This window comes from Mesorhizobium sp. WSM4844, assembly GCF_055811775.1.
The window spans coordinates 213628-238460 of the sequence record NZ_JBVVQB010000004.1; the positions used below are offsets into that span (position 1 = coordinate 213628).

General features: G+C 61.5%; 27 protein-coding genes and 2 pseudogenes. 18 read left to right on the plus strand and 11 right to left on the minus strand.

The genetic code is table 11. From position 1 onward, the window contains the following. Positions 1 to 206: 206 nt before the first annotated feature. Complete coding sequence (locus AC0L2A_RS06020) at positions 207 to 1448, minus strand: glycosyltransferase family 2 protein (RefSeq protein ID WP_473607851.1); 1242 nt, start codon at positions 1446 to 1448, stop codon at positions 207 to 209. A 588-nt stretch (positions 1449 to 2036) separates the two neighbouring features. Between AC0L2A_RS06020 and AC0L2A_RS06025 the strand changes: the two genes are divergently transcribed. The 3 genes from AC0L2A_RS06025 to AC0L2A_RS06035 all read left to right on the plus strand — a co-directional run bounded on the left by AC0L2A_RS06025 (position 2037) and on the right by AC0L2A_RS06035 (position 4499). Further along, a complete protein-coding gene (locus AC0L2A_RS06025) occupies positions 2037 to 3089 on the plus strand; it encodes an acyltransferase family protein (RefSeq protein WP_287230061.1) in 1053 nt (350 codons plus the stop codon). A gap of 159 nt (positions 3090 to 3248) precedes the next feature. Beyond that, positions 3249 to 4055, plus strand: coding sequence for a class I SAM-dependent methyltransferase (locus AC0L2A_RS06030; protein ID WP_473607849.1), 807 nt, complete (start codon positions 3249 to 3251; stop codon positions 4053 to 4055). 138 nt (positions 4056 to 4193) lie between these two features. Next, positions 4194 to 4499, plus strand: coding sequence for a hypothetical protein (locus AC0L2A_RS06035; RefSeq protein ID WP_023799134.1), 306 nt, complete (start codon positions 4194 to 4196; stop codon positions 4497 to 4499). Positions 4500 to 4587: 88 nt separating this feature from the next. Here the strand turns inward: AC0L2A_RS06035 and AC0L2A_RS06040 are convergent, their stop codons facing one another. Then, positions 4588 to 5442, minus strand: coding sequence for an aldo/keto reductase (locus AC0L2A_RS06040; protein ID WP_091599410.1), 855 nt, complete (start codon positions 5440 to 5442; stop codon positions 4588 to 4590). Between the two features lie 157 nt (positions 5443 to 5599). Continuing rightward, positions 5600 to 6610 carry an Lnb N-terminal periplasmic domain-containing protein gene (locus AC0L2A_RS06045; protein ID WP_473607848.1) on the minus strand — a complete coding sequence of 337 codons (1011 nt, stop codon included), beginning with the start codon at positions 6608 to 6610 and terminating at the stop codon, positions 5600 to 5602. Positions 6611 to 7083: 473 nt separating this feature from the next. On the opposite strand from AC0L2A_RS06045, the gene AC0L2A_RS06050 reads away from it, so the two are divergent. Further along, positions 7084 to 8226, plus strand: coding sequence for an MFS transporter (locus AC0L2A_RS06050; RefSeq protein WP_210334896.1), 1143 nt, complete (start codon positions 7084 to 7086; stop codon positions 8224 to 8226). Positions 8227 to 8327: 101 nt separating this feature from the next. Continuing rightward, complete coding sequence (locus tag AC0L2A_RS06055; protein ID WP_128173053.1) at positions 8328 to 8564, plus strand: hypothetical protein; 237 nt, start codon at positions 8328 to 8330, stop codon at positions 8562 to 8564. A 16-nt stretch (positions 8565 to 8580) separates the two neighbouring features. Here the strand turns inward: AC0L2A_RS06055 and AC0L2A_RS06060 are convergent, their stop codons facing one another. The 4 genes and pseudogenes from AC0L2A_RS06060 to AC0L2A_RS06075 form a co-directional block, all read right to left on the minus strand. Continuing rightward, positions 8581 to 8973, minus strand: coding sequence for a VOC family protein (locus AC0L2A_RS06060; RefSeq protein WP_473607847.1), 393 nt, complete (start codon positions 8971 to 8973; stop codon positions 8581 to 8583). An 87-nt stretch (positions 8974 to 9060) separates the two neighbouring features. Next, a complete protein-coding gene (locus AC0L2A_RS06065) occupies positions 9061 to 9630 on the minus strand; it encodes a histidine phosphatase family protein (protein ID WP_473607845.1) in 570 nt (189 codons plus the stop codon). 98 nt (positions 9631 to 9728) lie between these two features. Further along, positions 9729 to 10322, minus strand: a complete 594-nt coding sequence (locus AC0L2A_RS06070) for an MFS transporter (protein WP_473607948.1) — start codon at positions 10320 to 10322, stop codon at positions 9729 to 9731. Between the two features lie 7 nt (positions 10323 to 10329). Continuing rightward, positions 10330 to 10962 (minus strand): annotated as a pseudogene (locus tag AC0L2A_RS06075) (MFS transporter); the annotation flags it as partial. A gap of 407 nt (positions 10963 to 11369) precedes the next feature. Between AC0L2A_RS06075 and AC0L2A_RS06080 the strand changes: the two are divergent. The 4 genes from AC0L2A_RS06080 to AC0L2A_RS06095 all read left to right on the plus strand — a co-directional run bounded on the left by AC0L2A_RS06080 (position 11370) and on the right by AC0L2A_RS06095 (position 13771). Further along, positions 11370 to 12005 carry an ankyrin repeat domain-containing protein gene (locus AC0L2A_RS06080; protein ID WP_473607844.1) on the plus strand — a complete coding sequence of 212 codons (636 nt, stop codon included), beginning with the start codon at positions 11370 to 11372 and terminating at the stop codon, positions 12003 to 12005. A 148-nt stretch (positions 12006 to 12153) separates the two neighbouring features. Then, entirely contained in the window at positions 12154 to 12543 is a 390-nt protein-coding gene (locus AC0L2A_RS06085; protein WP_473607942.1) for an ArsR/SmtB family transcription factor, read from the plus strand. Next, positions 12540 to 13073, plus strand: a complete 534-nt coding sequence (locus tag AC0L2A_RS06090; RefSeq protein ID WP_473607843.1) for an SRPBCC family protein — start codon at positions 12540 to 12542, stop codon at positions 13071 to 13073. Before AC0L2A_RS06085 ends, AC0L2A_RS06090 begins: the two co-directional genes overlap by 4 nt. A gap of 122 nt (positions 13074 to 13195) precedes the next feature. Further along, a complete protein-coding gene (locus tag AC0L2A_RS06095; protein WP_473607841.1) occupies positions 13196 to 13771 on the plus strand; it encodes a dihydrofolate reductase family protein in 576 nt (191 codons plus the stop codon). Positions 13772 to 13840: 69 nt separating this feature from the next. Here AC0L2A_RS06095 and AC0L2A_RS06100 read toward each other — a convergent pair whose 3' ends face one another. Next, entirely contained in the window at positions 13841 to 14188 is a 348-nt protein-coding gene (locus tag AC0L2A_RS06100; RefSeq protein WP_473607840.1) for an SDR family oxidoreductase, read from the minus strand. Between AC0L2A_RS06100 and AC0L2A_RS06105 the strand changes: the two genes are divergently transcribed. From AC0L2A_RS06105 to AC0L2A_RS06130, 6 genes are all read left to right on the plus strand, one after another. Beyond that, positions 14181 to 15632, plus strand: coding sequence for an FAD-binding oxidoreductase (locus tag AC0L2A_RS06105; RefSeq protein WP_473607838.1), 1452 nt, complete (start codon positions 14181 to 14183; stop codon positions 15630 to 15632). The genes AC0L2A_RS06100 and AC0L2A_RS06105 overlap by 8 nt on opposite strands. Before the next feature lie 11 nt (positions 15633 to 15643). Beyond that, a complete protein-coding gene (locus AC0L2A_RS06110) occupies positions 15644 to 16372 on the plus strand; it encodes a FadR/GntR family transcriptional regulator (protein ID WP_128246959.1) in 729 nt (242 codons plus the stop codon). Positions 16373 to 16374: 2 nt separating this feature from the next. Further along, positions 16375 to 16812, plus strand: a complete 438-nt coding sequence (locus AC0L2A_RS06115; RefSeq protein WP_023799114.1) for a VOC family protein — start codon at positions 16375 to 16377, stop codon at positions 16810 to 16812. Between the two features lie 68 nt (positions 16813 to 16880). Continuing rightward, positions 16881 to 17927 carry an ABC transporter substrate-binding protein gene (locus AC0L2A_RS06120; RefSeq protein WP_473607837.1) on the plus strand — a complete coding sequence of 349 codons (1047 nt, stop codon included), beginning with the start codon at positions 16881 to 16883 and terminating at the stop codon, positions 17925 to 17927. After that, the gene (locus AC0L2A_RS06125) at positions 17927 to 18703 is read left to right on the plus strand and encodes an ABC transporter ATP-binding protein (RefSeq protein WP_473607836.1); all 777 of its coding nucleotides are present in this window, start codon (positions 17927 to 17929) and stop codon (positions 18701 to 18703) included. Before AC0L2A_RS06120 ends, AC0L2A_RS06125 begins: the two co-directional genes overlap by 1 nt. Then, positions 18700 to 19458: an ABC transporter permease gene (locus AC0L2A_RS06130; protein WP_473607834.1), complete on the plus strand. Its 759-nt coding sequence runs from the start codon at positions 18700 to 18702 to the stop codon at positions 19456 to 19458. Before AC0L2A_RS06125 ends, AC0L2A_RS06130 begins: the two co-directional genes overlap by 4 nt. Before the next feature lie 101 nt (positions 19459 to 19559). Here the strand turns inward: AC0L2A_RS06130 and AC0L2A_RS06135 are convergent, their stop codons facing one another. Beyond that, positions 19560 to 20033: an SRPBCC family protein gene (locus AC0L2A_RS06135; protein WP_128170319.1), complete on the minus strand. Its 474-nt coding sequence runs from the start codon at positions 20031 to 20033 to the stop codon at positions 19560 to 19562. A 39-nt stretch (positions 20034 to 20072) separates the two neighbouring features. Beyond that, entirely contained in the window at positions 20073 to 20942 is an 870-nt protein-coding gene (locus AC0L2A_RS06140; protein WP_091599220.1) for an SDR family oxidoreductase, read from the minus strand. Between the two features lie 103 nt (positions 20943 to 21045). Here AC0L2A_RS06140 and AC0L2A_RS06145 point away from each other — a divergent pair, with 103 nt between their 5' ends. Then, complete coding sequence (locus AC0L2A_RS06145; RefSeq protein ID WP_473607833.1) at positions 21046 to 21936, plus strand: LysR family transcriptional regulator; 891 nt, start codon at positions 21046 to 21048, stop codon at positions 21934 to 21936. Positions 21937 to 22184: 248 nt separating this feature from the next. On the opposite strand, the gene AC0L2A_RS06150 is transcribed toward AC0L2A_RS06145, so the two are convergent. After that, a complete protein-coding gene (locus tag AC0L2A_RS06150) occupies positions 22185 to 22691 on the minus strand; it encodes a hypothetical protein (protein ID WP_473607832.1) in 507 nt (168 codons plus the stop codon). A gap of 126 nt (positions 22692 to 22817) precedes the next feature. Here AC0L2A_RS06150 and AC0L2A_RS06155 point away from each other — a divergent pair. Further along, positions 22818 to 22940, plus strand: a pseudogene (locus tag AC0L2A_RS06155) (ABC transporter permease); the annotation flags it as partial. Positions 22941 to 23130: 190 nt separating this feature from the next. Then, positions 23131 to 24687: a serine hydrolase gene (locus AC0L2A_RS06160; RefSeq protein ID WP_473607830.1), complete on the plus strand. Its 1557-nt coding sequence runs from the start codon at positions 23131 to 23133 to the stop codon at positions 24685 to 24687. Positions 24688 to 24833 lie beyond the last annotated feature (146 nt).

Genomic DNA, 24833 nt, shown 5'->3' on the forward strand with positions numbered 1-24833 from the left:
GATCGGAAGTACGAAATTCTGCGCCATCAAGGCTTGGCAGATCTGCTTCTTGAGCAAAGGGCCCACCGAGCGCTCTCGTAGAAACTTTGGAAAAGATGAGATAAGTATCTTCTGAACGATTAAATGTGGGGTCGTTCCAAAAATCATAGAAAACGGAGCTCTTTTGAAATAAGTCAACAACACCTCTCGTAAGTATCGCTCGATGTTCATCTCCCTAACACGTGCACTAGAGAAATTCTGGTCAACGAGGACTTCAATTGTTCGACCTCGGCTCGATCGGAGCGAACGACGGCAATGAAAGACCTGATGCCTGGACCAAGATTGATCTGCGGAATGGCTCCGGGAATTCGGACGACCCGCGGGGCCACACTTCCAACAATGCCGATGATGTCGGACGCATTAGCGGTAGCGGCGAGACGTTCTGTATGGTCCAGCACGTCGTTCACGAAAGAAGGCCCGCAGTGAGCAATCGTGCCAATTTTTTCTATGAACTCTTGAAGGTGAGGTTTCAGTGTAGGCCAGCAGGTTTCCCAATTGGGCCTGAAGTCGCCTAATCCGATGGGAATGGCGTCGAACAAGGCTGCTCCGATATCAGAAGCTGCCAAGGGCTCGGCAGGAAGAACTTGCATTCCTCTCAAGACGCCCTGGAGTGAGTGCTTGCGTGCGATTGCAAGACCCGCCAACCAACTGGCAAAGCGATATGCCGCAGCGGGGAACTCTGCAGGGGATACGCCTTCGGCATACATGGGATGGGGTCTTGGAACTCGGGGATCGGGGCCGTGCCCGCGGGCGATGACGATGAGACCGTCTCGAAACTCCTGCTCGTAATAGGTACTGAGCGAGGATTCTGTTTGGCGATAAAAGGCCACGAACTCATCAACGCCCCCGCAGAGGGCGCCATACCGGATGACACGTTGCCAGAGATCCCAGTCTGCGCAGCCCATCAATGTTTCATCAAAACCGCCAAGCTCGTGAAAGGTCGAGTTTTTCAAAATGCATGCATGGACCATAAACGTTGCCGTTGATGCAAGGCGATGGAATAAGTCGCCCCCGGGCAGGTGTACCTGCGATCGATCCTGGCTGCGGCTCCCGCACACGCGAAGGCCTAAGGCGTGCACAAGATGCACATCCTGGCCGGCAACGCGCAATAGGGAGCCAAGGGCATTAGGAGCGAGCCAGTCGTCGCTGTCGAGAAAAAGCAACCAATCTGCCTTTGCTTTTGCCGCCCCTGTGTTTCTGGCCGAAGCAGCACCTCGCTGTGTCTGCAACCAGAGCGAAATTCTGGGGTCATGGGACGCGAGATTCTGAAGCACGGCGGGTGTTCCATCGGTTGACCCGTCGTCAACGAGAATGGCTTCCCAGTCGGCGAGGGATTGCGCCTTAAGTGAAGCCACCGCTTCGAGGATTAGCATGGGCTGATTGTGTACGACTATGGAAGCCTGCGGCATAGTGGTCCTGTCCAAGGCATCCGGACGCTCGTGACCTTTTGAGGATATCGCGAACAGGATGGTGAGCGCGCCTTCGCGGCGGCCATTAGTCCGTAGAAGGTTAACTTTTTCTCCGGTTCAAGATGGCAAAAGGCAGCTCAGCGGCCGATGGTGCGTCGAGGGAGTATTCCGGCGTGTGGAGGTAGCCACTTAGATCCCGCGCGAACGCCAGGATCCGACTCTCCGCGGCCGCATCGACATCACAACAGCTTGTGGAGCCTCGCCGACGTCCGAATTGGGGTCGCGACTTGCTCTGCCTCCGAAACTTGAATGTCGCCAACGGGTCAGCAGCGCTGGTCGCGCGCATGTCGGATTTTTGAACGGAAAACGGCCCCCGAAGGTCTCGGAAGGGCTCTTTCCGGATGTTGACGCCCCCTACGAACATGTAGGCGTAGAAGCCGAATGGTATCGCCCGACTGAATGGGACTATCGGCAATCCGGAGCATCCGAGCCAATTCGCGCTTGCCACAAAGTATGATGCGGTGCACAATCGCCATCGAAACCGAAGGACCGGGCCGGCCGATAAGCCGTATCCAGGAAACGCTGAAGTTGAACCTTCCCATACGTGAGACCTGGCTGGACACTGCCAAGGGCTTGGGAATCACCCTCGTCGTCATGGCCCACGTCCTCGACCACAGCACCTGGCGCTGGGCGCACCCGATTTACTTTACGGCATCGCTGTTCTTCATGCCGTTCTTCTTCATCATTTCAGGCTATCTTTTTGCCGTGACGGAGAGGAAGGCGCTTTTCCGGAAGCGCGTCCAGGGCCTGCTCATTCCCTATGTGATGTTTCTCGGCGCGATCATGGCGAGCGTGCTCGTTGTGGACTTTTTGCGCGGCGACACCCCGGCGCCCTGGCAGATCAGGGAACTCATCACCGACGCGCTGCTGGGCGGACGGCACCTGACGCGCGAACTCGGCGTGTTCTGGTTCGTCACCTGCCTCGTCGCCACGCAACTCGTCTACAACGAGGTCGCGATCAGGACCAGCGGACCGACCGATCCCGGCATGCTGATCTTTGTCGGCGCATCCGTCGGCCTCGCCTATTCAATCCAGGCCTACTGGCAGGAGGTGCGCGCGCCGCTGGCTCTGACGAACGTGCCGCTCGCCATCGGCGCATTCTGGTTCGGACATTTCCTGCGCGAACGCGGCATGAGCGCGCTGTGGTCGGCGGTGTTTGTCGTGGCGGTTGCCGGGGTCGCGCTCGCGGCGGCGCGGACGGGTTCCGACTTTACCTTCAGCATGAAGAACGCCATCTTCGGCCCGCCGCTTCTCGGCCTGCTCGTTGCATTGGCGATCTCGACCTTTATCCTCGGCCTCGTCCGCTTCATGGCGATGCCGAGCTTGCGCATCGCTCCGTTGGCGGAAATCGGCGCAGCCTCCCTGGTGATCATGTTCGTCCATCAGTTCGTTCATTTCACGCTGCGGGACTTCGGAATGTCTTCCGAGTTGGTGCTGATCGCCCTGTCGCTCGGACTTCCCTATCTGCTCTATCGCGGACTGAGATCGTCCCGGATACTGTCGCCCTGGTTCATCGGAAGCGGAGACCTGGCGCTCAGCATCCAACTGATGAGGCGGAGCCTCGCCTTCCGGGCAGGCTGAGCAAGAACGCGGATCGTCTGCCTTGCCGGCCCGTTTCGGCCGAGCGTGTGGGCATCCGAGTACGATTCCGGGCAGACCTTCCTGGCCCCTGTTCCCGGGAGCGCGGCGGGCGTATTCTCCCGGTCCGACGGGTCGAAATCATCAGGGGAGGAGATTGCGATGGCTGAGGCAACGCGCCACGACGCCTGGCAGGCCGGGGATAGCTACGACCTCTATATGGGACGATGGAGCCGTCAGATCGCTCCACCGTTCCTGGCTTGGCTCGATCCGGCGGAGGGTCTGGACTGGCTGGAGGTGGGTTGCGGAACCGGGGCGCTGTCGGCAGCCATCCTGGCGCGCTGCAATCCCAGGAGCCTGGTATCCATAGACCTGTCGGAGGGCTTTCTCGCCAAGGCGCGCGCGAACGTGCCGGACGAACGTGTCGCGTTTTTCGCAGGCGATGCGCAGGCCCTGGCAGTCGAATCGGGCGGCATGGACATGGTCGTTTCGGCGCTCGTTCTCAACTTCGTTCCCGACAGGCAAAAGGCGCTCGCCGAGATGCGGCGGGTGGCCCGCCCTGGAGCGACTATTGGATTCTATGTGTGGGATTATCCCGGCGGCGGGGTGGAATTCATGCGGGCCTTCTGGACCGCTGCGACGGCGCTTGACCCCGGTGCCATCGACCTTACCGAAGACAGGCGTTTTCCATTTTGCACACAAGATGGATTGACCGATCTCGCGGAGAAGGCAGGCCTGGGCTCCATCGACTCCACCCGGATTGAAATGCCGGCCGTGTTCAAGGACTTTGAGGACTACTGGCGCCCCTTCACCCTGGGTGCGGGACCGGCGCCCGGCTACTGCATGAGTCTCGACCCCGCAGCTCGCCAGAGATTGATGGAGAGGCTCCGCGACAGTCTGCCGCGCGGCGAGGGCGGGTCCATTCCCCTGAAAACCAGAGCCTGGGCAGTCAAGGCGAAGGTGCGCTGATGACCGGCAGCCATGTCGCGCCAAACCGGCAGGCGGCCAATCATAGACTGCCGGCGCAAAGTTCGGGTTGACCGGCCTTGTGCGCGAAGCGACTATTCGTCTGGACAGCCGAGATGCAGATTGCGCGAGGAGATTACGATGGACGAGCCCGATCGCTGGCGTCACATGTCGAGCGCGCCAAGGGATGGCAGCCGAATCCTGGTCACAGTTCGGCCGTCTGAGCAGGGGCCAGCGGAAGTCGACCTGGCTTACTGGTCTCGAGCCGACCAGTTCGGCAGCGAAGGCTGGCGCGCTTCCGACTCGTCGCCCGGACGCGTGGTTGAATACGCCGAGCCCGAGCTGAAATGCTGGATGCCACTGCCGACAGCCAATCTGAGCAAGGGTTCATTGCCGAGCCCCTGGGACGAAGAAGATGTCCCGCTGCTGGATGGATCGGGGATATGAGGCTGAGCGCGATCGTCACAGCTGCCAATCTCCCCCCAAGTGGGGGAGATTGGCAGTTCGCCCGTCGGCTCCTTCTCTTCAAGCTTGCTTAGAACAGGAACGCAGCCGTGGCCGGGTTCGCGCCCGTACGGCCGTCTGATGAATCCATGCCTCGAATGAGCTCGAGGTCCTTTGAATCCAGCTCGAATTCGAAGACGTCGAAATTGGCGGCAATCCGATCCTGGTGGATCGACTTTGGAATGACGATCAGCCCTTCCTGAAGATGCCAGCGGATGATCACCTGCGCCACGGACTTGCGGTGTTTTCCGGCGATCTTTTCGAGGGTCGGGTCGCTCAACAGCCGGCCGCTGCCCAGCGGGCTCCAGCTTTCGATGCGGATGTTGTGCGTGCTGTGAAATTCTCTGGTCTGGCGCTGTTGAAACCGGGGATGGAGTTCGATCTGGTTGACTGAGGGTGTGACACCAGTCTCGCCGATGATCCGCTCCAGATGGTCCTGGTTGAAATTCGAAACACCAATCGACTTGATCCGGCCGGATTGCCTGAGTTCGATCAGCGTCTTCCACGCCTCGACATATTTGCCCTGGCTGGGCACCGGCCAGTGGATCAGGAACAGGTCGATCTGTTCGATGCCGAGCTTGTTCATCGTCTCGTCGAAAGCCCGCCGGGCGGCGTCACGCTGATGCGCGCCGTTGCGCAGTTTCGAGGTGATGAACAGTTCGCTCCTCGGCACGCCAGCCGTGCGGATCGCCTGCCCGACGCCTTCCTCGTTCTGGTAGCCTTCGGCGGTGTCGATCAGTCTGTAGCCGGCCTCGATTCCCCAACTCACGACTTGGGCCGTAATGGCTGGATCGACCTGCCAAACGCCAAGGCCGATCTGGGGAATGGCTGAGCCATCGTTCAATGTGATCTGCTCAGCTTTAGTCAGGGTAATTTGTTCAGGCATGCTCAGGTCCTTCTGCATCGCTCCGCCCAGCGCAGTGCTTATCTAGGCGCGGCGTCCGCCAATGCGAGTCGACAGGTGGAGAAAGTAGAAGTGCGCCGTGAAGCCGGGATGAGATCCGGTTCGAACCGCCCAGCGTTTCCAAACATGGTTCCAGAGATCAATAAATTGGACCGGGGGATGGCACGCCAATCCGGATCGATCTCGAAAAATCTGGCGAAAGGCCCGACTCCCGCGCACGGCCGTCAATGTGGGCTGCCTCCCTCAAAACCGACATCGGCAAGCTGACATCGAGCGCACCCCGTGCATACGCATATTCGGGAAGATAGCCGTTAACGATGAGGCGCCAGTCAAGAGGCACCACGTCACCGACGGCTCGCATCATCTTGACGATCGTGGTCGTGCAGTTCGTCGTGATGGAATTATAGAATTCTGGAGTCGTGGAAAGTGCATTTGCGTCCAAGACGTATTCCAGCAAGAGCGCCCGGGCCGCTTCCGGTGACACTTTTAGCCGATAGATTTGGACATCCTCTCCGCGAACGTTTGACCTGACGCCGACGACGTCTCGCTCATCAGCCGCAATAATGACCAGGGGATTGCTCTTGAACAGGTCTGCCATGGGTGAAAACTTGCCGCCTCCATGGCGCCGCACCTCAATCGACCAGGCAAGATAGTCGCCTCCTGCAAAGCCGAAGCTTATGATGACATGGGCGATTTTGGTCCCGGACCAATAAGACATGAAGAGATCCACCGTCTGAACGCTGGAGAGGTCGTAGGTCCGCGTTGTCCAGCGTTCGGTGAAATCAGTAGCGCTACGCCACTCGAAGTCGCGCACATCAGTCAGCGTCAACAGGTTTCCGTCGCGTGTGCCGGTTACCTGACGGGCGACGTCGGGCGCCCAGTCCGCGTGATCGAAAGGCCTGATGGTGCTCCACCAAACCAGAACCACAGCTAACGCAGCCGCAAACAGGACAAGCGCCCTGATGCGAAACCGGCTGAAGAGGGCGATGATAGTGGCGAGGCCGAACAAGATGAACAGGACGCCGGCCAGAGCCCGTCCAAGCTCAGCCACAGGCAGACGATACCACATGGCAAGTCCGGCCCAGGCAGTCAGGATTGCGACGGCCAGCGAAAGGATGATGGCAAGCGAGATCCGAGCGATGCGACGCATTTATTCCCCCTCTGGCAGTCTGTCATTGCCTGGATGCCATTTCTCACGGAACGCTCGAAGACAACAACTCTACATGTCCATATTGGAGCACCAATCGGTCTGATACCATTTTTGCCGCGGATTTCGCAGGCGTGGAGCGAGCGAGAAGGTGCCCACGCGAAACGGACGCGCTCGGCATCGGCCGTTCGATGAAGTGACCGCGCGAGCTCACGGGCCCTAACAAGTTCCTTCATCCATCCATCCGTACCGCAAACGCCCGTCCATCTACCCGGAACAGGTTCTCTCTGTTCCAGTCCAACAAAACCGATACTCGCCTCGCTGGAATATCTAACGCGACTCCGTCATGATCTTTCCGCCTTGCCGAGCGTCGCTGCCGAGCGCGGTGACGCCGACGCAGGTCATGAGAGTAGGCTAGGCCAGTGCAGCGGATCCACCCGACGACCTTTCTTTTTGCGGCCCGAGCCCTGCGCGATATGGGCGATGGGTTCGTGGCCGTTCTGTTGCCAGTCTACCTGCTCGCATTGGGTTTCACGCCTCTGCAGGTCGGCATCATCGCGACCGCATCGCTACTCGGTTCAGCGCTCTTGACCATCGCCGTCGGAGTCCTTGGTGCCCGACACGATCACCGCCGTCTCCTGCTTGCCGCCACCAGTCTGATGGTCGCCACGGGTGTGGCCTTTGCCCTGGTTCATGACTACGCGCTGCTTTTGGTGATCGCGTTCGCAGGCACCATCAACCCGTCGGCCGGCAGCGTCAGCGTGTTCGTGCCATTAGAGCATGCCGTGCTCACACGCGAAGTCACTGATGCAGCCCGGACCAAGATGTTCGCGCGTTACAGCTTGGTGGGCGCGCTTGCAGGCGCCGTTGGCGCACTCGCTTCGGCGACCCCTGATCTTGTTGCTCCATCCGGCCTCGACCAACTCACCGGCATCAAGGCCATGTTCGTGCTCTACGCGTTGCTCGGCCTGCTCGGCGGCCTCTTCTACGCGCGGATCCCGCAGCGCCGTCCCACGTCGGACACAGGTACCGCGTCCGCGCTCGGCCCCTCGCGCAATATCGTTCTCAAGCTTGCGGCTCTTTTTAGCCTTGATGCTTTCGCCGGCGGCTTTGTCGTCCAGTCGCTGCTTGCCCTATGGCTGTTCGAAAAATTCGACCTGTCGCTTTCGGAAGCGGGATTTTTCTTCTTCTGGTCCGGCGTGCTTTCGGCGTTCTCATTCCCCGTTGCAGCTTGGCTGTCCCGGCACATCGGACTCATCAACACGATGGTGTTCACACACATTCCGTCCAGCATCGCCCTGATGCTGGCGGCGCTTGCGCCGACGCTACCTCTGACACTGGCCCTGCTGCTGGTCCGCGCTGCGCTTTCGCAGATGGACGTCCCGACGCGCTCATCTTACGTCATGGCCGTTGTCACGGAAGCGGAGCGGGCGGCGGCCGCGAGCTTCACATCTGTCCCGCGCAGTCTGGCCGCGGCAGCCAGTCCGGCGCTGGCGGGCGCTCTGCTTGCTGCCTCTTTCCGAGCTTGGCCCCTCCTCATCTGCGGTGCATTGAAGATCATTTATGACCTGCTGCTGCTGCTGCAGTTCCGGCACTTGAAGCCCCCAGAGGAGCGGTGAGGCCAGCCTTGTCGGTTTGGGGCGTTTAGCCAGGAGGGATCGATCGCGGCGGCAAAGCGTTTGAAAGGTGTCGACCGTTTTGAGCTGGCTCGGAGCGTGAAATGTCGCCTCGCTTCCTGCTGACGTTATTCGCCGCCCTTTATCCGGCATCATCGGTGCACGCCGGTGTCGATGTCGAGCGCGCACTGGAAGCCTTCCACAGCACCTGCCTGGCACACGGTGACCGCTTCGACCGAGCGGGTCACGACCGCGACGAGTTTTGGACGCGATTTCAGCAGACTGATCAGCTGGCTGCGGCAGAACACCGTGACAAGGCTCGCAGAACGTTCGCCGCCTGACTACACCACCGAGCGATCACGGGTTCCATCCGCCGCTGCCGTACTGACGGGTAATGATCTCGAGAAGATGACCGTTCGGGTCCTCGAAATAAACGCCGCGGCCGCCGTCGTGGTGGTTGATCTCGCCCAGCTGCGTCCGGCCAGGATCAGCCCAGTACGAGAGGTTCCGTTCACGAATCCTGGCGAAGATCTCGTCGAACTCGGCTTCGCTGACCAGGAAGGCGTAATGCTGCGGCCTGATTTCGCCTGAGGTATCCATATAGTCGAGGTTGGCACCGTTTTCGGTGGTGACCATCTGGAAAGGACCCCAGCGCCTCGCGGCTGGAAGGCCAAGCATTTCCGCCAGGAATTTTGCCGACGCCTCGCTGTCGCGGGCCGGCAGTATTGTATGGTTGAAATCGATAGCCATGCCGTCACTCCCTTTAATTTCTCCTCGCACGTCGTTGTTCCGCGACTGAAGCGGTGCTGCACGAGATGGGGTCGATGGCCATGATGCTCAAGCCGGCGTGGCAACCTGCCCGATGACCTGCACGGGCTCAGCTTCATGAATACGGACGATGATCATTTCGCCGCTATCCGGCACCTCGCCGGTCAAACCGGTGATGTTGACCTGATGCGTGACAAGCACCACAGGCCAGCCGAAACGCTGCCCGCGGAGCCAGGCCAAAAGGGCAGCGGTGCGCACTTCTGCGGCCGAACTGTCGCCAAAGAAGGAATTGAGCAGCTCAACAGGCACGACGTCGCCGATCCCGAGCAGGCGAGCGGTATCCAGGCAGCGACACCACTGGCTCGAATAGACGGCTGCCGACGAGATGCCGTTCGCACGGAACAGGTCGCCGATCGCGCCGGCCTGCGCACGACCTTCTTCCGACAGATTCCGCTGGGTGCTGCAGTCACCGAGCCTGAAGCCAGGCGGATCGCCGGAGCCTGGGGCCGCGGCATGGCGCAGCAGCGCAATGGCTTCTCCGGATCGCAGGGCTGCCCAGAGTGGCCCGGAGGCTTGGGCCGTGCCGAAGGCAGCCGCTCCGAGCGACAGGACAAGAAATCGCCGACGTCCAATTCGCATCTTGCTTCTCACCTTATCCGATTAGCAGCCTGACGCGGACCAGCACTTCATTCCGCAGGTAGCGACATAAATGTTGGTGTCGACGATTTCAGGACCGATCAGGAGCTGGAAAGATTCCAGCCGCGAGACAGGCCTCGCGTCAGCTTCCGCGATACCCTCCACATCAGCAAGGCGGCGGCCAGGCTGTAGACGCCCATCAAGGCCAGTTGCAGCGAGTAGTCGACGCCGGCGTCGATCAGATATCCGGTGATGCCGGGACCCATCGCCGAGGCCAGAACCATCACGGCCACCACAACCGAGCGGATCGCACCGAGATGCGCGGTGCCGTAGATCTCCGGCCACATGGCGCCCTCCAGGGTCGAGGAGAAGCCGTAGCTGATGCCAAGCAGCGCCATGAAGACGAAGATGGCGAAAGGCGCCGTCAGATAGGCAGCCGCGAAGCATGCCAGCGCCAGCGGCAGAAGGAATAGAGGCAGCAGCTGGACCGCCGAGAAGCGGTCGATCAGCCACCCGGCCAGAAGCGCAAAACCCATCGTCGTGGCGGACAGGACGGCGAAGCCGCTGGCGAAGAGTTGCAGCGGCCAGCCCCGGAGCTCGGTTAGATAGACCTGGTGAAAGAAGATGGTCGTGCAAGGCGGGAGCCAGAACCCCCAGGCAGATGGCGTAGAACGTCGGATCGCGCAGGACTTCAGTCCGCGTCCAGTGCTTCACTGCGCGTTGCGCGCTCGGCTGGGCCTCGCTCTGCGGATTGCGTTCCTTCCGGACCAGCGCACAAACCAGAGGCAAGGCCACGACCAGGATGAAGGCTGCGCAGACGAACCAGCTTCCCCGCCAGCCGACGAGGCCGGCCACGAGGACGAACAGGAAAGGTAGCAGAGCGCCGCCGAAATGAAAGCCAAGCGTGACGACCGAGACGGCGCGGCCCCGGTTCGCGGCGAACCAGCGACCAGTCGCCGTCAGAGCCGTCTGGGTTATCATCCCCTGGCCAAAAAGGCGCAGCAAATAGAGCGCAAGGAGCAGCGTTGGCAGCGACCCGGCGAACCCCATCGCAATGCTGGCGCAGGCAAGCATGAGCATCGTCGCGATCGCCATGGTCATTGTCGAATACCGGTCCAGCGGCCGCCCCAGGAACGGCAGGGTCGCCGCGCTAAGCAGCGTTGCCAGCATGTAAAGCCCGCCGAACTCGCCGTGACTCAACCCGAACGTCTCGCGGATATCGCCGTTCGACAAGGCGATGAAGAAGGTCTGCCCGAAGGACGAGACGAGGGTCAGCAAAAAGGCGCCCGCGAGCCAGCGGACATTGTTGACGACGAATGCACTGAAGGACTGCATGATCCCTTTGTTTCTCGATAGAGTGCGCGCTTCCTGTTCGTCTTTATCGGCCTCCGCTGCCGGAGGATATCGGCCAGTTCCGCTTTGATCAGAGGCCTGGCTTCACGTTCGAGCCGGTCGAACTTCCATGCCGATTACCAACCAGCCAGTCCGACTTCGGCGTCCTCGCCACTCTGCTTGCGAGTGAAGTCAGTCGGACGCCGTCGCGCTCTTAGGTCAGGCACTCAAAGGCATCATGCCTCTCGCTCAAGCTCAGGTTCGCTATCTTCTCCTTCTTCCCCTCTCGGATTGTATTTGCGGACACCGTCGAATGAGAAAGGCTTTTCGATGGAAGCCGGTCATTCGGTGGATGTCGGCCGAACCGGAACAATGGTATCCTGCAGGGAGCATTCGGGGAGGCGACTGCATTGACCGAGAGCTTGGAAGTCGAAGGGGCGAGAGGTTGGTCGAATCTGCTGATCGCGGCAGAAAGCGGCGATGCGGGGGCCGTTCGAGCGGAATTGGCGGCCGGCGCCAATATCAACGAGGCGGACGGCGGCGGCTGGTCAGCCCTTCATCTCGCAGCCCTCAATGCCCGCACCGCGGCGGTCGAGGCGTTGATCGAACACCCAGCAATCGATGTGAATTCCAGAAACAAATGGAAGAGCACGCCTTTGAGCCTTGCTTCGGCCAAGGGCCACTACGCCCCTATTTTAGCCCTCATGAAACATCCCGAAATAGAGATTAATGCAAGAGCCGACTACTACGGCAGAACGGCCCTTATTGAAGCGGCAAAGAACGGGCATCTGGATGTCGTTAAGTTGCTTGTCGAGAATGGCGCCGACGTGAATCTTACTGACAAGACCGGAAGAAACAACGCGCTTATCGAGGCTATCAAGGGACGGCACTACGAGGTCGCGGGATACCTGCTTGATTCCCGGAAAATGAACTTTCTCAACAAGGATATGAGACTGAACGCCCTAATCTGGGCTGGAAGCTGCCATAACCCTCAACTCATCGAAAAGCTGGAAGTCTCGATTCATACTTTCTTCGAAGGCAAGTGAAGGTCCCGCTTCCGCCGCGGTGACCATGTCCGCGGCCCTTGCACTGGCCGAATGTCTTCGATCGCCGCAGACCGCCTGTGGAACTCCCTTCCAAGATCATTCAACCAATCGGTTGACAATTCGAAAGCGTGCCTCTATATTCAACTACATGGTTGAATTAGAAACGCCCCAGATCGACGCGGTTTTTCATGCGCTTGGCGACGCCACCCGCCGGCACATGCTTCGCGACCTCGCCGGCGGCGAGCGAACGGTGAGCCAGTTGGCGGAACCCTTCGCCATGTCGTTGGCGGCCGCCTCCAAGCACATCAAGACGCTGGAGAATGCAGGGCTTATTCGTCGAGAGGTGAGGGGCCGCACACATATTTGCCGCCTCGAACCCGGACCGCTGGCCAGCGCCCACCAATGGCTCGGCTTCTACGAGCGCTTCTGGACCAACCGTCTCGACGTCCTCGAGCGTCTGCTTCGCGAGCAGGACGCAGGCAAAGCTAGGGATGAATCCGAGAAATCGCCCGCCTCAAAAGAAGGAGACGACCAATGAACCAGATGAAAGCCATCGAAGCCTATGGCGAGCTGACCGAGCCCGCCACGTTCACCATCCAGCGGCTCTTGCCCGGCCCGATCGAGCGGGTCTGGGCCTATCTCACCGAGAGTGACCTGCGCCGGCAGTGGATGGCTGCCGGCCAGATGGAAATGAAGGCCGGCACCTCGTTCGAATTGGTCTGGCGTAACGACGAGCTGACCGATCCGCCCGGCCAGCGCCCTGCGGGCTTTCCCGAAGAGCATCGAATGGAGGGCCGGATCACCGAACTCGATCCGCCTTACAAACTTGCCATCACCTGGGGAAACACCGGCGGGGTTTCCTTCTTGCTGGAGCCGAAGGGCAATGATGTGCTGCTCACCGTCATCCATCGCCGGCTGCCGGAACGCGCAATCCAGCTCAACGTCACCGCCGGCTGGCACATGCACCTCGACGTGCTGGCTGCCCGCCTCGCCGGAAAGACGCCGACCTCTTTCTGGGAGGGCTGGAGCCGGCTGCGGGAAGAATACGACCGCCGCCTGCCGGCCTGACACGATCGCGTCGGCTGAAGTCACCGCCCAGCCTCCACCGGCATCGGCCTTGGAGGCTCGCACACCAGCAACGATGAAACGATGAAACGTGCTTGCATTTCGCAAGCCCGATGGAGGACGTCATGCGCAAATTGATCACCGGAATGAAGGTTTCCGTCGACGGCAAGATGGAGGGACCCGAGGGTTATGCCGATTGGGTCGACGCGTGGTCGGAGGAGTACGGGCTGACGCCGCAAATCGATGCCTGCCTGCTCGGGAGCGTCATGTACGCCGGCTACGAGCGCTACTGGAGCGCGATCCAGAATGAGCCGGACAAGCCGCTGCCGATGACCGGCAAATTGCCGACGCCGGCCGAGCTCGAATGGGCCCGCTTTGCCGAACAGACCGCGCATTATGTGCTGTCGAACACGATGAATTCGGCGGCCTGGCCAAAGACGCGCTTCGTGCGGAGCCTCGAAGACATCGCTGCGCTCAAGCAGCAGCCGGGCAAGGATATCTATCTCATGGGCGGTGCGCGAATGACCGCGAGCCTGATCGATGCCGGGCTGGTGGATGAACTGCGGCTTATCCTCTATCCGCTGCTCGTCGGCGAAGGGAAGGCGCTGTTTGGAGCAACGCAAAATCGTCGCGGGCTTGAACTGCGGCAGGTTCAGCAGCTCACAGATGGGCGCGTGAGCCTGGTCTATGGGATCGGCTAACGCAGCCGGTCTTCGCAGATTTCGCAGCGCTGCCTGGCTGAAATTTTTTTCTGAAAAGCACTTCGCCGGTCAGAGGGAAACCGATAGCCCACCGTCAACGGCCAGCGCATGGCCGTTGACGTAGGCGCCAGCGTCTGAGGCGAGAAACACCACGGCTCCGCCGAGTTCCTCAGGCTGGGCCCAGCGGCCCGCCGGGGTTCGTGCCTCGACCCATTTGGTGAAGGCCTCGTCGCTCATAAGTGCGGTGTTGAGCTCAGTAGCGAAATAGCCGGGGGCGATCGCGTTGACGGTGATGCCGCGACGGCCCAGTTCAGCGGCGGTCGAGCGTGTCAGCCCGTGCAGTCCTGCCTTTGAGCATCGAGAAGAATAGGACTTGCGAAGTTGTAGGATGACCGTATGATCTGACCCGATGATCACGGATCGCCCCTCTCAACGCGAAGCTTCCGGCGCAATTGCTGAGCTGCCTGCGCAGTTGGCTGGTGATGCGCTGATAGACGGCCAGTCGCACCAGGCGGAGCGCTACCTCATCGATTGGGGCCGCGACAGGTGCGGAAGTGCCCGCTTCATCGTGCGTCCAGGATCGGTGGAAGACGTCCAGGCGTTTGTGAGATGGTGCTCGCAGAGCGGTATCGCCATCGTCGTGCAGGGTGGCAATACCGGACTTGCCGGTGGCGCCATTCCAGACAATTCGGACTACGCAGTACTGTCGCTCGAGCGTCTCAATCGGATACGCCGCGTCGACCCGCTCGACTTCACGCTGCAAGCGGATGCCGGGGCCGTGCTGCAGGACGTCAAGGACGCCGCTGAAGCATCCGAGATGACCTTCCCGCTCGCGCTTGGCGCACAGGGATCGTGCACGATCGGCGGCAATGTCGCGACCAATGCCGGCGGCATCAATGTGCTGCGCTACGGCATGACGCGTGACCTGGTGCTCGGGCTTGAGGCGGTCCTGCCGGACGGCACCCTTTGGAACGGCATGAACGGGCTGCGCAAGGACAATCGCGGCTACAGCCTGAAGCAATTGATGATCGGCTCGGAAGGGACGCTGGGAGTCGTCACCGGCGTCGAAGTAAGGCTCTCGCCCCGGTCGACGCAGGTCGAGACCGCCTATGTCGGACTGGGCAGCTTCCGCCAGGCGTGCGAGCTGTTCCGGATGGCAAGACATCTCTGCTCCGACCTTCTCAGCGCGTTTGAGGTCATCGGCGAGGAGTGCCTGCCGCTGGTCCATCTCATCGATCCGAATCTGCGCTCGCCGCTGACGCAAGAATGTCCGGTTCACGCGATCGTCGAACTCGCCTGTGGGCCAGGGATAGATGCCGGCGGCCTTCTTGAAACGATGCTGGCGCGCGCCCTCGAGGCCGACCTGATCAGGGACGGCGTCGTCGCGCAAAGCCGCTCGCAGGCCGCCACATTCTGGGCCATCCGCGGGGGCCTGGTCGAGGGGCAGGCGCGGCGCGGCTTTCATGTCCGCACCGATCTCTCGGTTCGTCTCAGCCAGGTGCCGACGCTGATCGAGCAAGCACGCGCGTGTGTCTTGCGAGACTGGCCTGGCTGGACATCCCTGACCTATGGCCATGCGGGCGACGGCAACATCCATTTCAACGTGCTGCCTCCCATCGATTGCGACCCCGGCGAAGCGAGGACCGTGGGGCAGGCGGTTTTGACCCGGCTCTACGAGCTGGTCGGAGCGCTCGGCGGCTCGTTCAGCGCCGAGCATGGCGTCGGTCGCAGCCGCAGTCACGTGTTCTGGGCCGGCCTGTCGCAACGCGAACGGCAGCTTCATACCGCGATCAAGGCAGCCTTCGATCCGGCAGGCCTGTTCAATCCCGCGTGTCTCATGCCTGGTCCGGGCGATTTGTAGGGGAAAGCCGCATGAAGCAGCGTTCGTCCATCATCGGCAGCGTCGAGGCGCTTCCGCATCGCGTCGCTTCGCATCTGAGCCGCGAGATCGAGGGCGGCGACATCATCCCGGGAGCCCGGCTCCCCACCGAAAGCCAGCTCGCCGACAAGTTCGGCGTCAGCCGCAATGTTGTCAGGGAAGCGATCGCGCAGCTTCGCGCCGATGGCATGATCGAGGCGCGTCAGGGCGTAGGCGCATTCGTCATGGCGCCGGAACAGCGGACCGCCATCCGGATCGACCGTGAGGCGCTGAAAGACCAGCGCAACATGGAGCAGCTCTTCGAGCTGCGCAGCATCCTGGAGACCGAGTCCGCCACGCTGGCCGCGGCGCGCTGTACATCCGATGATCTTGACGCAATCAAGGCTGCGCTGGACCGCATGGGCGGCGAGGAGCGCTGGGAGGATGGCAGCATCGAGGCCGATCTGCTTTTCCATCGGGCGATCGCCCGGGCGACCGGCAATAGTTACATCTACACCTTCATTTCCTTCGTCTGCGAGCAGATCCGCCAGTCGATCCACTATGCCCGCCTCACCAACCCGCTCCACGACCTGGTCGAGGTCAATGTCGCCGAGCACGTGCGGATCTACGACGCGCTCGCCGCGCATGATCCGCAGGCTGCCGGCGAGGCGATGCGCCGGCACATCGAAGGCGCCGCATCGCGCGTAGGCGTCGAGCTCACCGCGATCAATCGAGGCAAATGACCATGTCGCTCGGGCAGACCAAGGCAATCACCGATATCTGCCTGCTCGTAGAGGATATCGACCGCACCATCGACTTCTACACGCAGAAGCTTGGCTACCGGATCAGACGCCGCGCCGAGGGCTTTGTCGATTTTCATTCCGAGCGCGTGACGCTCGCTGCATGGCAATTGGACCACATCAATCGCCACTGCGGCGTCTCGAATGTCCGCTCACCGAAGCAGGCGCACAAGGCATGCGTCGCCATGGAACTCGAAAGCGCCGGCGAGGTCGACCGGCTCTACGCCGAACTGTCGGACAAGGGCGTGCCGTTCGTCGGGCCGCCCGGCGACTATGTCTGGAACGCGCGCTGCGCCTACTTCCACGATCCGGACGGGACGCTGTGGGAACTCTATGCCTGGACCGGCGCGGGACCGGGCGACTATCACGACACGCAAGTGTGATTGGATCGCGACGGCCTCGCAAGAAAGGGCCGCGCCGCATGCAAGCAGTCCAACAAAGGAGCAAGAAGATGAGTGGGAACGCATCGCAGTGGAATCGCAGATCGATCCTGAAGGCCGGCGCCGCCGGCCTGGCGGCTTTCGGGCCGGGACTTCAGCTGTTTGGCGCCAGCGCCTCGGCAGCCGCCAAGCTCGTCGTCCAGTATGACTGGCTGATGTCGAACGGCCAGATCGGCGACGTCGCAGCCGTCGCCAATGGCTACTTCAGTGAAGCCGGGCTTGAAGTGGAGTTCAGCCCCGGCGGGCCGAACGCCGCCACCGTGCCGCCAGTCGTGTCCGGTGCCGCCCAGCTCGGCCAATTCTCCGAATCGCCTCAACTCTATGCCGCGCGGGCGAGCGGCGTTCCGGTGAGGATCATCGCCTGCGGCTATCGCACCGGGCCCTATGCGCTGACGTCGAAACCGGAGAAGCCGATCCGGTCGGTTGCGGATCTGAAGGGGATGCGGATCGGCACGCAGCCGACCGCGCGCTTTGCCATCGACGCGATGCTCGCGAAGAACAAGATCGACCCTTCCGAGGTCACCATCGTCAATGTCGGGTTCGACAAGGCGCCGCTGGTTCGTGGCGACGTCGATGCGATCGGCGGCTGGATCACCAACACGCAGGCGCTCAGCGTCGTCGGTGACGATCGCATCGATCTGCTGTTGTCGGAGCTCGGCCTGGCGTCCTATGCCAATGTCTACTTCGCGACCGACAGCGCCATCGAATCCGATTCCGCGACCCTGGCGAAATTCATCGGCGCGGTCGCCAAGGGGTGGGGCTGGGTCTACGCCAATCCCGAGCAGGCGGTCGACAAGCTTGTCGCGGCCTATCCCGAGATCGACGCAGGCTGGGAAAAGAAGACGATCCCCCTGGTGCTGAAACTGTCGTTCGACGACAACACGAAAAAGGATGGATGGGGCACCTTCGATCCTGCCTCGATCGAGAGCCAGATCGCGCTGCTTGACCAGATTGGCCAATACCCGAACGGCAGGCCGAAGGCCGAGGACGTCTATACGACGAAGCTTCTCGAACTCACGGCGGCTGAACGGCCGAAGCTCGGCGCGCCCGCCTCTTGATGGCCGCGCCGGCCATCGAAACCTCCGGGCTCGACGTCGGCTATCCCGGCCGGCGCTCGCCCGTGACGGTGATCTCCGGCCTCGAACTGACAGTCGAGGCCGGGACGTTCCTGTCGATCCTCGGGCCTTCGGGGTGCGGAAAGTCGACGTTTCTGCGGGTTGTCGCCGATCTTCTGGCGCCGCTCGCGGGCACGATACGCGTGATGGGCGAAACGCCGTCGGCGGTGCGCTCCGGCCGCGGCGTGGGTTTTGTCTTCCAGGACTCGACCCTTTTGCCGTGGCGCACGGCGCGCGAGAATGTTCGGCTGCCGATCCAGGTCGGCCGCCGCAGCCTGTCGCGCATGATAGACGACCGGGCCGACGAGCTGCTCGAACTCGTCGGACTGTCGGCCCTCAGTGAGCGCCTGCCGCATCAGCTTTCCGGCGGACAGCGCCAAAGGCTGGCGATCGCCCGGGCGCTGCTTGGCGAGCCACGTCTGCTTCTGATGGATGAACCCTTTGGCGCACTTGACGAGATCACCCGCGATCGCCTCAACGACGAACTGCTGAACCTTTGGCGGCGGACCGGAACGACCGTGCTGTTTGTCACGCATTCCATTGCCGAAGCGGTCTATCTCGGACAGCGTGTGATCGTGCTTGCCGCCCATCCCGGCCGGATCGTCGCCGACCACGACCTTCGTCCGCTGAAGGGGCCGGACAACAGATGCTCGCGCGAGGATCCGGCGATCGTCGCGGCAATGGCCAGGATGCGCTCCGCCCTCGGAGCGGCGTCGTGAACCAGGGCGCGCTTTCGCCATTCGCACAGGCTGCGCTGCCGATCCTCGGCGCCGGCTCGCTTATTCTCGCATGGCAATTCCTGCTGCCGCTCGCCGGCGTGCCCGCTTACATCGTTCCGACGCCGACCGCGATAGCGGGCGTGTTTGCCGGGAACGGATCGCTTCTCCTGTCGAACCTCTGGCCGACGGCCATCGAGGCGCTCTCCGGCTTCGTGCTCGGCAACCTCGCCGCAGTGCTGCTGGCGATCGTCTTCGTTCACAGCCGTACGCTGCAGGCGGCCTATTTTCCGGTCGTGCTGTTCTTCAATACGATCCCGGTGCTGGCGCTGGCCCCGGTCGTCATCCTCATCTTCGGCCTCGGCATGCTGCCCAAGATCGTGATCGCGGCGGTGATCTGTTTCTTCCCAACGCTCATCAACATGATCCGGGGTCTGGAATCGGCGAGCCCCAGCGAGCACGAGCTGTTCCGCGTGCTGTCGGCGACGCGCTGGGAGGTATTCTGGCGCCTGCGCCTGCCGCGCGCGCTGCCAATGCTTTTCGCTTCGCTGCGGATCGCCTCAGCGACCGCGGTGATCGGCGCGATCGTCGGCGAGTGGATCGGCTCCGACAAAGGTCTCGGCGCGCTGATCATCCAGGCGACCTTCAACTACCAGTCCGACCGGCTCTACGCCGCCATCGTGCTCTCATCGCTGTTGTCGATCGGGTTCTTCATGACCGTCGTCGCCGCTGAGCGATGGTCGGTTCGATACCGTTAGAGGCGGCTGAACGCGTCGGCGACGGACGTAGCATCATTTGTTCCCGCGAAGGCAGGGCGCCTCCTTGAGAGCCGCCCTGTTGCTTGTGTTTCTGGCGATGATTAGAGCTTTCCCGCTGCGAGCAGTTCGCGGGTCCGCTTCAGCGTCGACAGCAGGGCGGCCTTGTAGCCGTTTTCGCTGGCGAACTGAGCCTGCTCGGCCTGCTCCTCGCGACCGTTTGGCTCTTTGCCGCGCAGGCCAATGTAGCAGTAGAAGCGAAGCTGCAGTGCGCCTTCTCCATCTTCGAACAGTTCGTTGACAATCGCTCCCTCGCGCGGACCGGATGCCTGGAAGAAGGTGACCTTGCTTTCCGGCTCGAGCGTGACGATTTCGCGCAGGTCGTGGCCACCGATCGTGGCCTCACGCACGAAGTGGGTAGCGCTTTCCTCCACAACGTCGCAACGGGTGCAGAGACCCGTGACAAGGAACAAGCGGGCGTCGCGTGCTTTCAGCTCGAGACCCTTCCACACTTGAGCGCGCGTCAATGGGACTTCGCCTTCCGGGTTCACCGGAACTGTGGCAGTTGAATAAATCATGATGACAGTCCTTGTGATCAGACAGGGGCTGCGCTTCCGTCAGGCGGAGGCAGCGGTTTCCGAGGCGAAGGCTCGATATGGGCGCAGTGGACGTCCGAGCAGGGCAGTCAGGCGCTCGACGTCGCCGGCCCCAGGCAGCATCCCGTCGGTGAAGAAGCGCTCGCCCATCAGACGCATGTCGTAGGCCATCCAGGCGGGCACGAACTGCTTGAGATTTTGCTCAAAATCCTCGGTATTGTCGCCGCCGTAGTTGATCGGGCGGGCGAGCACGTCTGACCAGATGGCGGCGATATCCGCCCCAGTCAGTGTCTCTGGACCGACGAGGTTGATCCAGTCGATCGCAAGCGGCTCTGCGGCCTGTTCACGGCGCAGCAGCTCAAGGGCGGCGATCTCGGCGATATCACGGACGTCGATCATGGCGAGACCCTTGTCGCCGATCGGCATTGTGTAGGTGCCATAGCCGGTGATGACGTCTTTGATCATCAGATCGTTCTGGATGAAGTAAGCTGGGCGCAAGATCGTAGCCTTGAAGTCCATCTGCTCGATCATTCGCTCGACGCCGAACTTGCCAGCGAAATGGGGCACGTTCACGTAGCCGTCAGCGTGGATCACCGACAGATATACGATCCGCTCGATACCGGCCGATCGGGCGACGTTCAGCGCGACCAAAGCTTGGGTGAATTCGTCCGGAACTACGGCGTTCAAAAGGAACAGAGTGGAAACTCCAGACATGGCTTTGCGCAGCGAATCGACATCAAGAAAGTCGCCTTGCACGACGGATACGCCTGCCGGGAAGTTGGCTTTCGACGGATCGCGGACGAGAGCACGTACATCAGCGCCGCGCTTGACGAGGTGTTCGACGACTTGGCGGCCAATATTGCCTGTGGCCCCGGTAACGAGAATGGTCATGAAATTTCTCCTGTTGGGTTGCTTGACACGGCCAATATGTGTGGCTCACTGAGCGTCCAACAGGCTGAAATTTTAGACGCATCGTCTCGCTGGTGGAACACACATGGATCTTCTTGCCCTCGCCGATTTTAATCTCGTTGCCCGCCACGGTGGTTTCGGCAAAGCGGCAAGGGCCACCGGCCGGCCTAAGGCGACCCTGTCCCGGCGCGTTGGAGAATTGGAAAGCAGCCTTGATCTGCGCCTGTTTGAACGGGGTGCGCGTAGCCTGAAGCTCACCGAAGAAGGACGGGCGCTCTTCGAGCGGACAGGGGCGCTGCTTGCCGAACTGGACGAGACGGCTTCGGCGATTGCCTCGGGCGGTCAGAGACCCAGGGGCAGATTACGGATTAGCGCACCTTTGCTTTTTTCTCAGACCGCAATGGGGAGGATTGCTGCGGGGTTTGCCCTTAAATATCCGGAGGTGAGGCTGGAGGTTACGACTGAGGATCGGCCTGTTGACATGATCGAGGAAGGCTACGATCTGGTAATCCGAGTCAATCCAGATCCCGACGAAAGCCTGGTTGGACGGGCGTTTCTCCGCGACCGCCTGGTCGTAGTGGCGAGCCCTGGCCTTCCTCGCGCGAGTGGTGGACTCGCCGCTCCTGGCGTCGCGCGCTGGGCGGGCGATCGGCAAACATGGCACGTGAAGACACAAGGTGGCCGGTCAACAATTGCAATCGAGCCTGTCCTCGCTTTGTCGATGCTCATCATGGTCCGGGATGCGGTGCGAGCCGGCGTCGGTGCAGCACGTCTTCCCATTTCGTTGGTGGCCCACGACTTGGCTGACGGCACGCTGGTACTATGGGGGGATATCGACGGCCCCGAGATCGCTCTATGGGCGCTCTACCCATCTCGGCGGCTACTCAGCGCGCGAGTGTCGGCGTTCTTGAATTTTCTAAAACAGGCCTTCCCAAATGGGACGCCGGACGAACTAGCCGCCTATATTGGCAGGTGATGACCGGACCCGCGTTCGGGCGTAGAAAGTCCTATGCAACAAAAAAACGAAAACTGAGAAGCGCTTTGCCAGCGTCATGGATGAACTCACGTCCCATGCCAGCCTGCTTAGCAAAATGTGCTGGAACTATGGCCTGTCTTCCGATGCACTTTGTCAACAGAACCTAGTGGTGAAAGTCTGACGCTTGGTGCCGGTGGACGGCAAGAACCGACCCTTTGCGGACGAACAGAGGTGCTCTTCCAAGGTGTTCATCTATGGGCCGACCGTTTCCGCAGCAGGAAGTAGAAGTCGCCCACGAATACGAGCCCAACCAGCATACCAAGCGTAGAGCCGACTACATCGGACCAGCCAATCTCGGACCAACTCAATATGATTTTGGACAGGGCATATAGTGGGATTAGGAATGACAGTCCGGTGAAACAGGCTGTTACCGCAAACCAATTTTTTTCGAAGGAGAGCGCTTGCTGCCTATCAAAACCACGAATTCGAGCGAACCGCGAAAGCAACTGGCTGTAGGGTTCATCGCCTTGTCGTCGCAGGTTCGGAATAATCACCGCGACGGTACAGAGGTAGGCTGCATACATTGCCAGCAGACCTCTGAAAATCCGACCTTGAGGGTCACTGTCGAACGGAGCAAAGCAGTAGAGCGCCCCGAGGAAGGCCGCAGCCAGAAACCCGTAAAGACAAAGCCGGATGGGATGCCACCGGCCTAGCGATGCAAGAAACATCTTGGCCCAAAACCCGCTGTCAGCCACTTTCAGGGAGCTTCTCCCGTAGATGTTAATTTCCGCTTTCCACCCTGAGCTGCCCTACGCGTCGGGTAGCAAGCGTCAGGCTTTCACCACTAGGCGCCGCCTCCGGCGGCTTACCGCCGCGATGCGACCGCGGTGATCGGCGCGATCGTTGGCGAATGGATCGGGTCCGACAAGGTCTTGGCGACGATCGTCGACGCGACCTTCAACTATTGGTCCGACCGGCTCGACGCCGCTATCGTGCTCTCATCGCTGTTGTCGTCGGGTTCTTCATGACGGTCGTCGCCGCCGTGCGATGGTCCGTTCGATATTTTTGACCGGTTGGCTCCGGGGGATGGCCGCTTGGCGTCGCGCAGCGGACTTGCTGTATCGCGCAGGCTAGGGCTGGCCTTCCCTGCGTCGGCCTGTAGTATGACAGTGCTTGCAGGGGAGGAGCTCGAGCGTGGGGTTGGGTCGGAATTTCCGCCGTTGGGGGACGTTGGCCTTCATCGCCGTCATGGTGCTTTCGCCGCAGGCGGCGTCGGCCGACAGCCTTACGCCCGACCGGATCACTGCCGCCCTGTCGAAGCTCGAACTGCTCGCCGAAGGTGTCGTCGCGGACGGTGCCGTACCCGGTCTCGCCATCGGGGTCGTGCATGGCGACGAGGTGGTCTTTCTCAAGGGGTTCGGGCATCGCGAGGCCGGCAAGTCGGAGACCGTCGACGCCGACACGGTGTTCCAGATTGCCTCCCTCTCCAAGCCGGTCTCGGCAACGATAGTGGCGGCGCTGGTCAGCGAGGGCATCGTTTCCTGGGATACGAAAATAGTCGATCTCGATCCGGCCTTCCGGCTCGCCGAGCCCTATCCGACCAGTGAACTCACGGTCCGCGACCTGTTTTCGCACCGCAGCGGGCTTCCCGGCACCGCCGGAGACGATCTTGAGGACATTGGCTACGATCGCGCGGAGATCCTGCGTCGTCTGCGGTTCGTGTCGCCATCGTCGAGCTTTCGCGCCGGCTACTCCTACAGCAATTTCGGACTGACCGAGGGTGCCGTCGCGGCCGCGAAGCCGACGGGCAAGTCCTGGGAAGAGGTCGCCGAGGAGAAACTCTACCGGCCGCTTAAAATGGTTTCGACCAGCTCCCGTCATGCGGACTTCATCAAGCATGCCAATCGCGCTGCGCTCCACGTCAAGATCGACGGCGTCTGGGCCGCGAAGGTAAAGCGCGATCCGGATGCGCAGGCGCCGGCGGGCGGTGTCAGCTCCACGGCGCGCGATCTCTCGCAATGGGTGCGCCTCGTGCTCGGCAATGGGGTCTATGCCGGCGAGACGCTCATTAAGGCCGATGCGCTGGACCAGACGCATGTTCCGCTGATGGCGCGCGGCAAGAACCCCGTCTCAGGCGGCACGTCCTTCTACGGCCTCGGCTGGAATGTCGAATTCGGCCGTCACGGCCTGAGCTGGGGCCATGCCGGCGCCTTCAGCGTCGGCGCCCGCACCTTGGTGACGCTCTTCCCGGAGGAGAAGCTTGGCATCGTCATCGTCGCCAATGCCTTTTCGACAGGCGTGCCGGAAGGCCTGTCCGAAAGCTTCGCCGATCTCGCCTTTGACGGAAGGGTCGAGAAGGACTGGGTCAAGGCATGGGACGATGCCTATGCGAGCCTGTTCGGCCCGGCAATCGCGGCGGCCAAGGCCACCTATGCCGCGCCACCGTCTCCGGCAAGTCCGGCCCGGCCAGCCAGTGCCTATGCAGGCCGTTACTTCAACGATTTCATCGGCGATGCGGTCGTGTCGACTGCGGGAGACGCTCTTGTGCTCAAGGTCGGGCCGGCCGGCGCCCGGTCCTATTCATTGAAGCATTTCGACGGCGACCTCTTCCTGACCTTCCCGGACGCCGAGACGCCGGACAGGCCCTCGGGCGTAGGCTTCGACATCGGCCCCGACGGCAAGGCGTCGGCCATGACCATAGAGTTTCTCAACGATAACAATCTCGGCACGCTGCAGCGCGTCGGAGACTAGAGTTCCTCTGCGCCTTCGTCATCCTGGGGCGGAGCAAGGAGCGAAGCGACGCGGCGCAGACCCTTTGGATATGCAGCGGCCCAGGATAAATGCTGATCTGTAGTGATCCTTCGCGCCCCCTCTGTCCTGCCGGACATCTCCCCCAC

What these genes read in the sequence shown, in the direction of transcription:
- AC0L2A_RS06115 (WP_023799114.1), top strand. Translation starts at nt 16,375, where the DNA reads ATGTCGCTCGGGCAGACCAAGGCAATCACCGATATCTGCCTGCTCGTA.
- AC0L2A_RS06140 (WP_091599220.1), bottom strand. Translation starts at nt 20,942, where the DNA reads ATGACCATTCTCGTTACCGGGGCCACAGGCAATATTGGCCGCCAAGTC.
- AC0L2A_RS06110 (WP_128246959.1), top strand. Translation starts at nt 15,644, where the DNA reads ATGAAGCAGCGTTCGTCCATCATCGGCAGCGTCGAGGCGCTTCCGCAT.
- AC0L2A_RS06105 (WP_473607838.1), top strand. Translation starts at nt 14,181, where the DNA reads ATGATCACGGATCGCCCCTCTCAACGCGAAGCTTCCGGCGCAATTGCT.
- AC0L2A_RS06030 (WP_473607849.1), top strand. Translation starts at nt 3,249, where the DNA reads ATGGCTGAGGCAACGCGCCACGACGCCTGGCAGGCCGGGGATAGCTAC.
- AC0L2A_RS06145 (WP_473607833.1), top strand. Translation starts at nt 21,046, where the DNA reads ATGGATCTTCTTGCCCTCGCCGATTTTAATCTCGTTGCCCGCCACGGT.
- AC0L2A_RS06120 (WP_473607837.1), top strand. Translation starts at nt 16,881, where the DNA reads ATGAGTGGGAACGCATCGCAGTGGAATCGCAGATCGATCCTGAAGGCC.
- AC0L2A_RS06065 (WP_473607845.1), bottom strand. Translation starts at nt 9,630, where the DNA reads ATGCGAATTGGACGTCGGCGATTTCTTGTCCTGTCGCTCGGAGCGGCT.
- AC0L2A_RS06020 (WP_473607851.1), bottom strand. Translation starts at nt 1,448, where the DNA reads ATGCCGCAGGCTTCCATAGTCGTACACAATCAGCCCATGCTAATCCTC.
- AC0L2A_RS06055 (WP_128173053.1), top strand. Translation starts at nt 8,328, where the DNA reads ATGTCGCCTCGCTTCCTGCTGACGTTATTCGCCGCCCTTTATCCGGCA.
- AC0L2A_RS06135 (WP_128170319.1), bottom strand. Translation starts at nt 20,033, where the DNA reads ATGATTTATTCAACTGCCACAGTTCCGGTGAACCCGGAAGGCGAAGTC.
- AC0L2A_RS06060 (WP_473607847.1), bottom strand. Translation starts at nt 8,973, where the DNA reads ATGGCTATCGATTTCAACCATACAATACTGCCGGCCCGCGACAGCGAG.
- AC0L2A_RS06040 (WP_091599410.1), bottom strand. Translation starts at nt 5,442, where the DNA reads ATGCCTGAACAAATTACCCTGACTAAAGCTGAGCAGATCACATTGAAC.
- AC0L2A_RS06090 (WP_473607843.1), top strand. Translation starts at nt 12,540, where the DNA reads ATGAACCAGATGAAAGCCATCGAAGCCTATGGCGAGCTGACCGAGCCC.
- AC0L2A_RS06125 (WP_473607836.1), top strand. Translation starts at nt 17,927, where the DNA reads ATGGCCGCGCCGGCCATCGAAACCTCCGGGCTCGACGTCGGCTATCCC.
- AC0L2A_RS06085 (WP_473607942.1), top strand. Translation starts at nt 12,154, where the DNA reads ATGGTTGAATTAGAAACGCCCCAGATCGACGCGGTTTTTCATGCGCTT.
- AC0L2A_RS06095 (WP_473607841.1), top strand. Translation starts at nt 13,196, where the DNA reads ATGCGCAAATTGATCACCGGAATGAAGGTTTCCGTCGACGGCAAGATG.
- AC0L2A_RS06050 (WP_210334896.1), top strand. Translation starts at nt 7,084, where the DNA reads ATGGGCGATGGGTTCGTGGCCGTTCTGTTGCCAGTCTACCTGCTCGCA.
- AC0L2A_RS06035 (WP_023799134.1), top strand. Translation starts at nt 4,194, where the DNA reads ATGGACGAGCCCGATCGCTGGCGTCACATGTCGAGCGCGCCAAGGGAT.
- AC0L2A_RS06045 (WP_473607848.1), bottom strand. Translation starts at nt 6,610, where the DNA reads ATGCGTCGCATCGCTCGGATCTCGCTTGCCATCATCCTTTCGCTGGCC.